We start from the raw sequence: 13,477 nt of genomic DNA, 5'->3' as shown, positions 1-13,477 counted from the left end.
TCACAGATCGAAAATAAGTCCGCTCGCCAATGAAGGCGAGCGGCGGTCCAGCGGTCTTACTGTGCAGCTTTCATTTTTTCAGCGATTTTGGCGTCTACCGCAGCACGGATCTGGTCGATGCTGAAGCTGGCCGGTCTCTGGCTAGGTGGATACTCGATGAAGGTCTGCAGGAACGTCGCCGATTTTTCGACGGCTACAGCCGCCAGGTAGACGTTCTTGGTTTGCCAGTCGTAATACTGATCGGACACCACGTCGGCACGTTCATACGGGTCCATACGCAGGTTGAAGATCTTCGGTACGCGCAAGCATACGAAGGGTTCGCTCCAGACCTTGAAGCCGCCGGGTGCGCGCTGTTCGCAGAACACGGCTTTCCAGTTGTCGAAACGCATCGACACCAGCACGCCGTCATCGTTGAAGTAGTAAAACTCCTTGCGCTCACCCTTGGGCGCCTGGCCGGTCAGGTAGGGCAACTGGTTGTAACCGTCCAGATGCACCTTGAAGTTGGTGCCGCCGGAAGTCGGTGCCCAACCCTTGAGCAGCTTGGTTTTCACGTCGGCATCGCCAGCGGCGGCCAGCAAGGTCGGGAACCAGTCCATGCCCGAGAACATCTCGTTGGACACTTCGCCCGGCTTGATCTTGCCCGGCCAACGCACAATCGCCGGTACCCGGTAGGCGCCTTCCCAGTTGGAGTTCTTCTCGTTACGGAACGGCGTGGTTGCCGCGTCCGGCCAGGAGAACTGGTTCGGGCCGTTGTCGGTGGTGTAGACGACGATGGTGTTGTCGGTGATTTTCAGGTCATCGAGGGTTTTCAGCAGTTTGCCGACGTCGCCGTCGTGCTCGATCATGCCGTCGGCGTAATCGTTGCCGGGCATGCCGCTCTGGCCCTTCATCGACTCGCGCACGTGGGTGAACAAGTGCATGCGGGTGGTGTTCATCCAGACGAAGAACGGCTTGTCCGCCTTGGCCTGCTTCTCGATGAACGCTTGCGCCGCGGCGGTGGTTTCGTCGTCGATGGTTTCCATGCGCTTGGTGTTCAGCGGGCCGGTGTCTTCGATCTTGCCATCGGCAAAGCTGTGGATCACGCCGCGCGGCGAGTAGGCCTTGACGAATGCGGGGTCGTCCTTGGGCCAGTACGGACGCTCGGGTTCTTCTTCGGCGTTGAGGTGATACAGGTTGCCGAAGAATTCGTCGAAACCGTGGTTGGTCGGCAGGTATTCATCCTTGTCGCCCAAGTGGTTCTTGCCGAACTGACCGGTCGCATAGCCCTGGGACTTCAGCGCCTGGGCAATGGTGATGTCGCGTTTTTGCAGGCCGACCGGGGCACCCGGCATCCCGACTTTCGACAGCCCGGTACGTAGCGCCGACTGTCCGGTGATGAATGTCGATCGGCCGGCGGTGCAACTGTTCTCCGCATAGTAGTCGGTGAACATCATGCCTTCTTTGGCGATGCGGTCGATGTTCGGAGTCTTGTAGCCGACCACGCCCATCGAATAGGCGCTGATATTGGTCTGGCCGATATCATCGCCGAAGATCACCAGAATGTTGGGCTTCTCAGCGGCCCCGACGGTTGCCGAAAAGGCCATGACCGTTGTCGCCACGAGGGCGAGTTTCGGTATCCACTTACGTATGCGAGTCATCTGACTGGCTCCTTATGCTTACTTGCGTCGCGTACTGCGACAAACGTTTATTGCGGTCCTGCGTTACGTCTTCTTTTTATTGCGCTTGCTCGGGTGTGGCGGCATCGAACGGGTAGATCCGGGCCCATTCGGATGCCATGTCGACGACTGTCCAGCCACGTTTGTTCGCTTCGTCCAGGGCTTTGTCCAGGCGACCGATCTGTGACTGCCGGTCGTATGCCCATTCGCGCTTGGCGTCGGTGTGATGCACCAGGCCCATGAAGCGTTTGCCGGGACCGGCGGCGGTCCACTGAAGCATTTGCTGGTCGCCGTCGGAGTTGCCAAAGGCGAGGATTGGCCGACGACCGATCACCGCATCGATGCTGACCGGTTTGCCCGGACCATCGTCGTTGTGGGCCAGTTTCGGCGTGCGCAGGATCGAGGCCTTGCCATCCTTGTAGTCAAACGTTGTGACGAATGTAGTGCCGATGACCTGCTCGGGAGGAATGCCATAGACCTTCTCGGCGAAGGCGCGCATGAACCCGGTGTCCCCGCCGGAGACGATGTAGGTCTTGAAGTCCTTGCCGCGCAGGTAGTCGAGCACTTCCAGCATCGGCTGGAAGACCATCTCGGTGTACAGCTTGCCGGTTTTCGGATGACGGGCCTGGGTCAGCCAGGTCTTGGCATCGTCATCGAAGGCTTCGGTGGTCATCCCGGTGTGGGTGGCTCCGAAAATTTTCATCATGCCTTCAAGGCCACTGGCGGCCAGGGCCTTGTGATCGTTTTCCAGCACGGCCTTGAACGGCTGGGTGGTTTTCCACTCAGGGTGTTGCGCCGCTGTACGCTTGACTTCCTCGAGGGCGAACAGCAATTCGAAGTACATCGGCTGCTCGCTCCACAAGGTGCCGTCGTTATCGAACACGGCAATGCGCTCCTCGGGCTTGACGAAGTCCTTGCTGCTTTGATCGGTGACTGTCTGCACGAATTCGATGATCTGCTTTTTCGACGGCCCGTCGTTCCACGAGGGTAGCGGCTCGGCCGCTTGCACCAGCAGCGGCAGGCTCAAGGCCAGGGTCAGCAGGAAACCGAAGGCGCGATGATGGCGTAGCGATGTCGAATTCGTCATGGAAAGTCCTTCTCGTAAACGGGGTTGAGCGGATGCAGTGCACAAGAGACTGATTCTCTGTTGCGTCCCGCCTGACTATGCAGCGTAGACAAGGATTCCCCGATTTGGCGCAAGGCTTGCTCTTTGTCCGGTTCGCGGCCATAACAGGCGCGCAGGAAGGTTTGCAGGCGCGGGCCGAGGCCGGTCAGTTTCAGGCCGTGGCGGCTGCGCCGGGTCCACAGGTACAGGGCGCTGAGTTGCGCCGGTTTGCCCTCGATTTGTGCCGGGATCTGCCGCCACGCGTAATCGGGGGACTCGAGCCAGGCGGTGTGGCGGGCGCGGCGTCGGGCTTGCCATTTGAGGTGTGCGCGGCGTACGAGCGGGCGACTGAACCAACCGAACGCCACCCCCGCCAACACCAGTGCCAATAGCCCGAACCAGTGCCCGGAAAGGTGCAGGCGATTGTGCTGGCCGAGTTTTTTCAGGTCTTCGGTGATGGAAAATACCGGCTTGTAAGCGCTGTTGGCCGCCGCGTCGAAGGTCACGGCAGGCACCGTGGCCGTGCGGGTTTGCTGACTGCTGGCATCCCACCATTTCAGTTCGACGGAGGGCAGGCTGTAGTGACCTTCGGTGTCGATTCGATAAGTCACGCTGTCGATGCGCTGGCCGCCATTGAAGTTGCCGCGACCGTCATCCAGATTGCGGATTTGCGGTGCTTTCGGGTAGAGGCTCAAGCCCTTGATGTTGTCCAGCGTCGGTGTCGGCAGTGACATGGCCAGGGCACCGTCGGCCTGCAAGGTCAGCTCCCGGGTGATGCTGTCGCCGACCTTGAGCGGCGTGGCCGAATGGATGGTCTTCTGGGTAAACCGCAGCCCTTGGGCCACCAGCACCGACTCGCCGGGCTGGAACCCCGGAGGTTGTGCGGCGTTGAAATGCAAGGGCAGGCTTTGGGCACTGAGTTCATGGCTGGCCTGACCCGGTGTGGCTTGTACCGTCAGTGCCGGAATGTCGAAGCCCTGGGCCAGGTTCGGGGTGATCAGGTAGCTGTAGCGCATGCCGCTGAAGGATTGACCGTCGAAGGTCTGGTTGATGTGCTCGGCATGGCCGTCCGGTGGCATCACCAAGGCGCCGGGCAGTTTCAGGTCGGGCAGGGTGGGGGCGCTGGTGAACCAGGAGTCGGTGAAGACATCGAGTTGCAACTTGACCAGGCTGCCGACCATGACGGGATCGGCGGGTTGCAGGCTGGCCTGGACTTTCAGTTGAGGGTCGGCGGCGAATGTGTTGAGGCTGATCAGGCCGATGAGCAGGGCGCCGAGTTTTGTGGTGATTGATCGGGCCCTTTCGCGAGCAAGCCCGCTCCCACACTGGATTTGTGTGCACCACCGCCCCCCTGTGGGAGCGGGCTTGTCTCCGGGCGGCGATCCGACGAAGGCCGCGACACGGTCTACCAGACTGTATGTCATGGTTTGACCCCCGCCTGATCCTGCAAGCTGAATTTCTGCTTGAGAAATTTCGCCGGCGATGTGGTGAGGTTCTGCAGCCATTGCTCATCCGAGGCCGCTTGCCGGGTTTCCACTTTTTTGCTTTGGCCTTTACCCGGCGCCTTGTCCATCTTGATTTCGTCGGGTTTGACCTCTGGCGTGTTTTTCTCGGCGCTTTCAGTGTCCTTTTCCAAGGCTATGGCCAGCGCCAGGTTGGCTGTGGCTTCCGGGAATTGCGGCTGCAATTTCAGCGCTTGGGTATAGGACGCAATGGCCTGATCGAACTTGAAGCGGCGCACGTAGATGTTGCCCAGGTAGAAATACGCCTGCGGTGTGTCGAGCCGCGCGAAGCTGGCCAGTGCCAGGTCGAAATCGGCCGCGTTATAGGCGGCCACGCCTTTCCAGTACGGATCGACGAACAGCGCCGCCGCCTGAGGGTAGTGCTCATGTTCGAAGGCCCAGCGACCTTGCTGGTCGCGGGTGAAAAAGGCATCGGTCAGCGCGTTGGCCTGGGCCGGCGCCGGTTGCAGGCCCAAACCCACCGCCAGCAGTAGTGCGGCCATCCAGTTCAGGCTCCAGCCCCTGCGCACGCTGAAGAAGGCGATCAGCAACAGCGGCCAGCACAGCCAGTAACCGGCGTCTTTCCAGTGCAGTTCGCGCTGTTCGTCACTGGCTGCCTGGAAGTGTTGCTCGGCGTGCAGTTCGATCCAGTCCAGATCGTCATCGTTGAGGGTCAGGCTGCCCAGCGGTGCATCCAGCGTTGAGGCAAGCTGCTTGAGGGCGTCCTGATCGAAACTGCCGAGTTGCGGACGACCGTTACTGTCGGTGCGTGGCTGGCCGCTGGCATCGCGGATGATCCCGACGTCGCTGCTGCCAGCGGCCAATATCAGCACTTGCAGCGCACTGTCCGCCAGTTGCTTGTCCAGCCCGGCCAGTGCCGAGGTGTCGGCGCCATCGGTGATCAGCAGCAGGGTGCCGGGGGTTTTCTCGGCGGCGAGCAGGCGCTTGGCCTGATCGATGACCGCGCTGACATTTTTCCCCGGTTTGTTGATCAAGTCGGTGCTCAGGGCCTGAATGAACGTATCGAGCAGCGCCGGGTCGTCGGTGGCGGGCAACACCAGGTGGGCACTTCCGGCGTAGGCAATCAGCGCATTGCGCGAACCGGCGCGGCGCTGGATCAAGTCGTGGAGCTTGTGCTTGACCGCTTCCAGGCGACTGGGTGGAACATCGCTGGCGTCCATGGAGGGCGAGAGGTCGACGGCGATGATCAGCGGCGCACGGTTTTCCAGAAAGTCCGGCCGATCCTGTTCCCAGGTCGGCCCGGCGGCGGCGATGGCGCCCAGTACCAGCAGCGCACACACCAGATGCACCGGACGCAGGCGTTGCCGGTCCTGCGGGGTGATCAGCAGATGGGGCAGCAGGTGCGCGGCGATGTTGCTGCGCAAGCGCCGTTGCAGGTCCTGGTTGCGCCGCCACAGCATCGGCAGCAATGCGCCGAACACCGCGAGCAACAGCCACAGGGGGCGCAGGAAATGGAAATCGCCGAGGTTGATGTCCATGTCAGGCCTCCTGCCGTTGACGGGCGAGCATCAGCCGTGGAAGCAACAGGGCGCCCAGGTGGTATAGCGCCAGCAGTGCGATGGCCGCGCCCAGCGGCCACCAGAACAGATCACGTTTTGGCTGATGGCTGAGGGTTTTCACCTGATGCGGGGTGAGTTTGTCGAGGGTGCTGTAGACTTGATCCAGGGCGTTGCGGTCTTCGGCGCGGAAGAAGCGTCCGCCCGTGGCCTGGGCAATGTCCTGCAAGCCTTGCAGGTTGACCTTGGCTTCACCCTCCGCATTCGGGTCGCCAATGCCAATGGTGTGAATCACCACGCCTTTGGCCGCAGCCATGGCGGCCGCGTGATCAGGGGTGATGGCGCTGCTGGTGTCGTTGCCGTCGGTAAGCAGGATCAGCACTTTTTCCTGCTCGTGGGCCTGGTCCAGCAGTTTCAGGCTCAGGCCGATGGCGTCGCCGATGGCGGTGTTGGGGCCGGCCATGCCGATGCCGGTGTCGTCCAGCAGCAGTGACAGGCTGGGGTGGTCCAGGGTCAACGGCGCCTGTGGATAGGCACCGGTGCCGAATACGATCAGTCCGATTCGATCGTCTTTACGTTTGTCGATGAACCCGTGCACCACTTCCTTGACCGCGGCCAGGCGATTGATTTTCTGGCCATTGGCGTCGGTGAAATCGGTGGTTTCCATCGACTGGGAAATGTCGATGGCCAACATCAGGTCGCGCACCGGCTGCTGGCGTTCGATGGGTTTTTCCACCAACACCGGCCGACTCGCCGCCACCAGCAGCAGCGTCCAGACCAGCAGGTTCAGGAGCAACTGCCAGCGGTTGCTGCGGGTGCCAGCCTGGCTCGGTGCCTGGCCGACAGCACGGCTCATCGCCCCGAAAAACGGCACTCGCACGGCACTTCGCGCCTCACGGTAATCGGGCAGGTAGCGATAGGCGAGCCACGGCAGCGGCAGCAGGATCAACAGCCAGGGGTAATCAAGCTGCCACATGATGTCGCTCCACCCAGGTTTTGCAGGCACTGAACAGCTGCAGGCGCTGTTCAGTGGGCATGGCCCGCAATGTTGCGTCGGGGGCGTAGGCCAGCAGCGAGAGTTGTTGGCTGAAGTCGGCGGGTAGGGGCTGTTTACTGTGCCGCTGCAAAAACGCCTGCCAGTCTTCGTTCCCCAACGCCGCAGGAGACCCCTGTGGGAGCGAGCTTGCTCGCGAAGAGGCCATTGCATTCAATATTGATGTCGACTGACAGGACGCCTTCGCGAGCAAGCCCGCTCCCACAGGTTTCGCGTTCGGCATAGAGATCGCGACCCGCTTGAGCAACTCCGGAAGCTCGCGCAACGCACTCAGGTCATTGCTGCGCTGCTGCAGTTCCTCCAGGCGCATTAACGCCTCGCGCCGATAGCGATCGCGCCGCCATTGCCAGTAGCGCCGCGCACCAAGCACCACCAGCGTAACGATCAACAGCGCCAGCAACGCCCACCAACCCCAGGTTTGCGGTGCGTAACTGACCGGCGCCGGCAGTGCCATTTCCTTGAGTTGGTCGATGCTCGGGATGGCGGGGTTCATCGGCGCCCTCCGGTAAACTTGCCCAGCTCGGCTCGCAGTTGTTCGTGGGCTGGTGTAGCCGTGCTGAACATCATCAACGGCACCTGGCTGCGGCGCAGCAAGGTCGCGACGTCCTTGAGCCGCCCGCCGAGAAAGTCCCCGAGGGGTTGATGCACTTGTTGCCGATCCACCGCCAGCTCCACCTGTAATTGCCCCTGGGTGACCAGCACGCGGCCGTTTTTCGGCAGGTTCAGCGCCAGCGGGTCGTATACCTGCATGGCAATCACATCGTTGTGCGCAGCCAGTTGCCGCATCAGTTTTAAGGTGCGTTCGCCGGCTCCGGCGAAGTCGCTGACGATGCAGATCAGGTGATCGTGACCGGCCACGGCCAGGCAATGCTGCAGGACCTTGTCGAGCTGGTCTTCGCCTTCGGCGTCCGGGTTGGCGGCGTTGAGTGCCTGGTTTTGCTGGGCGATGCGGCTGCACAGCGCTTCGATCCGTTTGCGGCTGCGCAGCGGGGCGATGCTGTCGATGCGTTGATCGTTGAAGACCAGTCCACCGACGCGGTCGCCGGCGTTGAACACCATCCATGCCGCCAGGGCGCCGAGTTCGGCGGCGACGGCGGATTTGAAGCTGCGTTGCGAGCCAAAGAACATCGACATGCGCTGGTCTACGAGGATCAGGGCCGGGCGGTCACGCTCTTCGGTGAATGTCCGCACCACCGGTTTGCCGGTGCGCAGGGACGCGCGCCAGTCGAGGTGGCGCAAATCGTCCCCCGGCTGATAGCGGCGCAGTTCATCGAAGTTCAGGCCCCGGCCACGCAAACGCGAAGCGTGGTTACCGGCCAGGATGCTGCCCTGGGGCTGACGCGCCAGAAAACTCAGGTCACGGGCCTTGAACTCCAGGGCCATCAACTGTGCCAGAGAGACATACACCAGGCCGTCGGCGCGGTTCATGGACATCAGGCTGGAATCGCCACTTTATCGAGCAGGCGGTCGAGCACCTGATCGGCGCTCACGCCGTCGGCCACCGCGTCGTAGCTCAGTTGCAGACGATGGCGTAGCACCGGGTGCACCACGGCGCGGACGTTGTCCGGAGAAACGAAATCCTGGCCCTGCAACCAGGCGTCGGCCCGGGCACAGCGGTCCAGACCGATGCCGCCACGAGGGCTGGCGCCGATGCTGATCCAGCGCCCGAGGTCGGCGTCGTAATCGGCCGGGTGGCGAGTGGCATTGATCAGGTCGATCAGGTAGCGGTCGATGGCCGGGGAGACGTGCACGGCGCTGACTTCACGGCGCGCGGCGAACACCACGTCCTGGGACAGGGAGAAGCCCTGCACGGCAGCGGTCTTGGCGCCCAGGGCCTGTTCTTCTTCGCGCAGCAGGCGCAGTACCTGGCTTTCGTTTTCCGCGCTCGGGTAATCGAGCAGCACTTTCATCAGGAAGCGGTCCATCTGCGCTTCCGGCAGCGGATACGTGCCTTCCTGTTCGATCGGGTTCTGGGTGGCGACCACGATGAACAGGTCCGGCAGCGCATGGCTGTTGCCGGCCACGGTGATCTGGCGTTCTTCCATGGCTTCGAGCAACGCCGCCTGGACCTTGGCCGGCGCACGGTTGATTTCATCGGCGAGTATCAGGTTGCCGAACAGGGGGCCTGGCTGGAAGCGGATTTCGTTCTTGCCTTCGACCTGATGCAGCACCTCGGCGCCGGTGATGTCCGATGGCAGCAAGTCCGGAGTGAACTGGATGCGGCTCATCTTCGCGTCCAGGTGTCTGGCCAGTGACTTGACCGTGCGGGTCTTGGCCAGGCCGGGCAGGCTTTCGAGGAGCAGGTGCCCGTTGGCCAGCAAGCCGACGAGCATCTGTCGGATCACCTGGTCCTGGCCGAGCACCGCTTCGGCGATGCTGGCTTGCAGGGCATTGAGGTCGTTGAGTGCGCTCATGGGGTCTCCTAGAAAAACGCCAGGGTCATGTTGACGCTGAATCCATTGCCTTCAGGGCGGTTTTTGGTGTCGAACTCCGGCACCCAGCGCGCATTGAAGTTGGCCTGGGCGTCGGCGAATTTGCCGGTCCAGCCCACTGTCGGGCCCGCACCCACGGAACGTCCGCGGAAGCCGCTGTCGGCACCCGACCCCGAGTCATCGGTGATCTGCTGGATGTAACCGGCGGCGATACCGGCGTTCCAGCCGTTGCCAAAACCGTGGGTCCACAGCGCATCGAGGGTGTAGATATCGCCGTTGCGATAATCGGTGGCGTCGTTCTCGGTGTAGAACTCCAGGCCGCTCGACAGCGTGAATTCGCCGCCCTTGCCATCCAGATGCGTGAACGCCACGGTCGGCATGAAGGTGTAGTTGTTCTGCCCGGGGTTGGCCAGGCGGTCGTCGTTGTAGGCACCGGTGGGCACGTAGATCGGCAGCGAGAACGCGATGTGGTTGAGCTCGTCGAAGTGATAGCCGGCGGCAATCGGCGTCACCAGCATGTCGGCGAACTGGGTGCCTGAGTCGGAGGAGCCCAGCGTTCGGCCGCGGGGCCCGGTGATGTTGGCCGAGATGTCGGTGTACTGCACCGGAACGCCAACGGCCGATGCGTAGTTCCAGCGACCCTTGCCGGTGTCCCAGACATGGGTGAAGTTGGCCATGGTGTAGGACACCTTCATGTCCAGCCCGGTACTGGCGGCCCCCACCAAAGGCACCTGGGTGCTGCCCTTGAGGTCGCCGTCGTACCAGATGCTGGTCAGGGACATGACCCAGCCCGGCTCCGGCGGCACGATCCCGGCATTGGAGAACACTTGCTGGCCGGTAATCGGCCGTCCGACACCACCTTCAGCCGCCAGTACCAACGGGCTGCCGCTGACCATGCATAGCGCCAACAACAGGGGGCGCACTACAAAAGGCCTGATCATCACTGACTCCACTTATTGCTTTTGATTGACGGGGTTCAACAGCGGCATTTTCCATTCGCCGTTGCGGACTTCCGGTTTTGGCAAATACAGCCGCAATATCCCGTAGAAGGGGCCGTTCGGAGCCGGTAGCCAATTGCTTTGCAGGTCTTTGACCGGTGCCTTGTGCTGCACGTACAGCGTCAGGCCGCCATCGGCATCGAGCTTGAGGTCAGGCAGCATGCGCGAGTTGATCAGGTAGCGATTGAGCGGGTTGGCCACCAGCAGCTTGTTCTTGCCGTCGTACAGGGTCAGGGACCAGAACGCATCGGCCGGGGGCAGGGCGCCTTTGTCGAAATGCAGGGTGTAGTCATTTTTCGAGGCGTCGACCGGTTTACCATCCTTGTCGACGAAATAACCGATGTAGTTCGCCTCTTCGGCGGAGTTACCGAAGATCCCCATGTTGGCGCCGGCATAGCGGTACAGGTAGTTGCCCTTGAGGTGATCGCGGGTGCCGAAGAAATCACCGCTGCTGACCTCGTGGGTATCGACCTTGGTTTTCTTGAATTCGGCAAACCCGGCCTTGGCGTCGCTGATGCCGTCCTCCAGTGCTTTGCGCTGCTCGGTGCTGAGTGTGTTGACGTTGAAAGGCTTGCCGGCCTCAATGCCGATTTTCGCGAAGCGCGCCAGCAGCTCTTTTTCCACGTCCTGGGCCGGGGCGAACGCCAGCATGAAGTTCAGGTAGCGGAACAGGTCCGGGGTTTCGCTCATGGTCGGCGTGGGTTTTGGCCAGTCGATCTTCGGTGCGGCGGTTGGCGCCTTTTGTTTGTCGTAATGACTCAGGGTTTCGACCTTGTAACCCTTCTGGATCTGCTTGACCTTGGCCAGATCCTTCTCATCGAACAGTTGTGTGCGATACAGCGCATAGGCGATGTTGCTTTCACTGCGCAGCAGACGGTCGATGTTCAGCGGTTGCTGGCCCTGCCAGTTGGGTCCGGCGATCATGAAATGCCCGCCGTTGTTGCCGGTGCTGCGGGTGCCCAGGTAGGCAAAGTTCTGCGTATAGGCGTCGATCAGTTGCACCGAGTAATAACGATGTTCTTCGATGGGCGGCAGGGTCAGTACCAGCGGCTCGGCGCGTAAATCCATCCAGACAAAGGAGTAGGGCGTGTCGGCGTTCGGCGTGACAAACGCGGTGTCCTTGGCGGTGAAGGCCTTGGCGGTGTTGCCGATCTGGTTGAACGGTGCCTTGAAGTTCGGGCTCTTCTTGTCCACGGCCTGGGTGTAGAGCGTCTTGTACATCTCTACTACCGGGAATCCATACAAATAGGCTTCCTTGGCGATGGCCCGGGCTTCGTCGGGGGTGGCAGTGAAGTCGGCCCAGGTGCTGGTACTCAGCGCAATCAGGCTGAAGCCGGTTGCGCGAAGGGCAACGTTCATGGATTGGTCCTTATGGCCTGAGCTGCTCGTGCGGCAGTCGTGCGGTGAACACTTTGAGGGAGTCGTGGGCGCTCAATCCGGACGGAGTGGAGCGCAGGAAAGAAAGGCGTGTCAGCCGAGCATCTTTCGGCGGGCGGCAGGTTGGACGGAGTGTTGGGGTGTGCCCGGGTATAAAGGCAAGGCGTGTGCAGACTCGCCAAAAGAAAGGCGCGCATCTCCATATTTTTCGACATGATTCCCCCGATTCCCTGGTGGCTCATTGGATACTCGGCCTTGTTTTTGGCCGTTACTCCGTAATCCGTTTCTGAACGAGCCGTAGGACGCGTCAGATAGAGTTAAGCATCTAAACATGAGTTAGCCAGTCGAATGGGTTAATTCTTTCGTTTTGTGTGCAGGTTCTCGGTGTTTTTTGTGTACTAAGAAGTTAATACGAAACAAGGGGTTGCCGCTTTGAGGTGATAAGGAGGGGGAGGATGCAGGCTTGCGGGTGGGTGCGAATCCGGTGGGAGCGAGCAGGCTCGCTCCCACCGGGAGGTTCAGTTTTTCTTCGCCTGCTCCCAAACCCGCTCTTCCTGCTCGCGCAGTTCCGGTGTGAACTCGGCACCAAAATCTTCGGCTTCAAACACCTGGCGAATCTCGATCTCGGCCTCGGTGCCCGGCATCGGGTTGGGGCAGCGCTTGACCCATTCGATGGCTTCTTCTTTTGACTTCACTTTCCACAACCAGAAACCGGCGATCAGTTCCTTGGTTTCGATGAAGGGGCCGTCGATCACCGTGTGTTTGCCACCGGAAAACTTTACCCGTGCGCCTTTACTGCTCGGGTGCAGGCCTTCGCCCGCTAGCATGATACCGGCCTTGACCAGTTCTTCGTTGTAGTTGCCCATGGCCGTCAGCAGTTCCTGGCTGGGCATGACGCCGGCTTCGGAATCCTGGCTGGCCTTGATGATGATCATGAATCGCATGGTGTCGTCTCCGTTGCAGTTGAGTGGCTCGATTTATAGTCGAACGACGGTGGAGCAATTCGACAGAGTGTTAACAAAAGTTTTCGCCGATGACCTGTGCCTTTCGTCATGAGCCGAGGGAGGCGGCGGGCGAAGGCGTACTCTGTACTTTTGCCGGCTTGTTCGGTTAACACAGGGTTGTGGGTTGTATCCAGTTTTATGCCCTGTTACATGACAATTTATGTTTGGCCATAGGTCGTAGGACAATTTCATGGTTAACTTCGGCCTCGCCAAAATTCTCCACCACAACGTTCAGAAGGACTCCGTTCATGGCTCAAGTCACCCTTAAAGGCAATCCGGTTCAAGTCAACGGCCAACTGCCACAAGCCGGTTCCAAGGCGCCAGCCTTTTCCCTGGTTGCCGGCAATCTGTCCGACGTCACCCTGAAAGACTTTGCCGGCAAGCGCAAAGTGCTGAACATCTTCCCAAGCGTCGATACCCCGACCTGCGCCACTTCCGTGCGCCAGTTCAACGCCAAGGCCAGCGACGTGGCCAACACTGTCGTACTGTGCATCTCCGCTGACCTGCCGTTCGCCCAGGCCCGTTTCTGCGGCGCCGAAGGCCTGGAAAACGTACAGAACCTGTCGACCCTGCGCGGTGCCGAGTTCATCGAGAACTACGGCGTGGCCATCGCCGACGGCCCGCTCAAAGGCCTGACCGCCCGTGCCGTGGTGGTTCTGGACGAAAACGACAACGTGCTGCACAGCGAACTGGTTGGCGAAATCGCCGACGAGCCGAACTATGAAGCGGCACTTGCTGTTCTGAAATAAGCGTAGCTTTACACTTATTAACGGCCTGGCTCTGTCCAGGCCGTTTTCATTTGTGTTTCAGTGTCTTGGATAAATCTCCTGCTA

Annotated in this window: 12 protein-coding genes; 1 reads left to right on the top strand and 11 read right to left on the bottom strand. The window is 60.9% G+C overall.

Annotated elements, in window-relative coordinates; genetic code table 11:
* Positions 1 to 56 precede the first annotated feature (56 nt).
* From ASD95_RS22785 to ASD95_RS22735, 11 genes are all read right to left on the bottom strand, one after another.
* Positions 57 to 1,637 (bottom strand): arylsulfatase, encoded by a 1,581-nt coding sequence (locus ASD95_RS22785; protein WP_056727559.1) that lies wholly within the window; start codon positions 1,635 to 1,637, stop codon positions 57 to 59.
* A gap of 76 nt (positions 1,638 to 1,713) precedes the next feature.
* On the bottom strand, positions 1,714 to 2,742 hold the full coding sequence (locus tag ASD95_RS22780; RefSeq protein ID WP_056727557.1) for an HAD family hydrolase: 1,029 nt from the start codon (positions 2,740 to 2,742) through the stop codon (positions 1,714 to 1,716).
* A complete protein-coding gene (locus tag ASD95_RS22775; RefSeq protein WP_056727555.1) occupies positions 2,739 to 4,184 on the bottom strand; it encodes a BatD family protein in 1,446 nt (481 codons plus the stop codon). The genes ASD95_RS22780 and ASD95_RS22775 overlap by 4 nt, the downstream gene beginning before the upstream one ends.
* Entirely contained in the window at positions 4,181 to 5,761 is a 1,581-nt protein-coding gene (locus ASD95_RS22770; RefSeq protein WP_056727554.1) for a VWA domain-containing protein, read from the bottom strand. Before ASD95_RS22770 ends, ASD95_RS22775 begins: the two co-directional genes overlap by 4 nt.
* A 1-nt stretch (position 5,762) precedes the next feature.
* Positions 5,763 to 6,755 (bottom strand): vWA domain-containing protein, encoded by a 993-nt coding sequence (locus ASD95_RS22765; protein WP_056727552.1) that lies wholly within the window; start codon positions 6,753 to 6,755, stop codon positions 5,763 to 5,765.
* Complete coding sequence (locus ASD95_RS22760; RefSeq protein ID WP_056727550.1) at positions 6,742 to 7,326, bottom strand: DUF4381 domain-containing protein; 585 nt, start codon at positions 7,324 to 7,326, stop codon at positions 6,742 to 6,744. The genes ASD95_RS22765 and ASD95_RS22760 overlap by 14 nt, the downstream gene beginning before the upstream one ends.
* Complete coding sequence (locus ASD95_RS22755) at positions 7,323 to 8,267, bottom strand: DUF58 domain-containing protein (RefSeq protein WP_409079258.1); 945 nt, start codon at positions 8,265 to 8,267, stop codon at positions 7,323 to 7,325. Before ASD95_RS22755 ends, ASD95_RS22760 begins: the two co-directional genes overlap by 4 nt.
* Entirely contained in the window at positions 8,267 to 9,247 is a 981-nt protein-coding gene (locus ASD95_RS22750) for an AAA family ATPase (RefSeq protein ID WP_056727548.1), read from the bottom strand. The genes ASD95_RS22755 and ASD95_RS22750 overlap by 1 nt, the downstream gene beginning before the upstream one ends.
* A gap of 8 nt (positions 9,248 to 9,255) precedes the next feature.
* Entirely contained in the window at positions 9,256 to 10,206 is a 951-nt protein-coding gene (locus ASD95_RS22745; RefSeq protein WP_056727546.1) for a SphA family protein, read from the bottom strand.
* 12 nt (positions 10,207 to 10,218) lie between these two features.
* Positions 10,219 to 11,622: a DUF1254 domain-containing protein gene (locus tag ASD95_RS22740; RefSeq protein WP_056727545.1), complete on the bottom strand. Its 1,404-nt coding sequence runs from the start codon at positions 11,620 to 11,622 to the stop codon at positions 10,219 to 10,221.
* 536 nt (positions 11,623 to 12,158) lie between these two features.
* On the bottom strand, positions 12,159 to 12,584 hold the full coding sequence (locus ASD95_RS22735) for a YciI family protein (protein ID WP_056727543.1): 426 nt from the start codon (positions 12,582 to 12,584) through the stop codon (positions 12,159 to 12,161).
* 308 nt (positions 12,585 to 12,892) lie between these two features.
* Between ASD95_RS22735 and tpx the strand changes: the two genes are divergently transcribed.
* Positions 12,893 to 13,393 (top strand): thiol peroxidase, encoded by a 501-nt coding sequence (gene tpx / locus ASD95_RS22730; protein ID WP_056727540.1) that lies wholly within the window; start codon positions 12,893 to 12,895, stop codon positions 13,391 to 13,393.
* The last annotated feature ends 84 nt before the right edge of the window (positions 13,394 to 13,477 follow it).

This window comes from Pseudomonas sp. Root71 (assembly GCF_001429045.1).
GTDB classification, from domain to species: Bacteria; Pseudomonadota; Gammaproteobacteria; order Pseudomonadales; family Pseudomonadaceae; genus Aquipseudomonas; species Aquipseudomonas monachiensis.
This window is presented reverse-complemented; position numbering and strand designations above follow the sequence as displayed.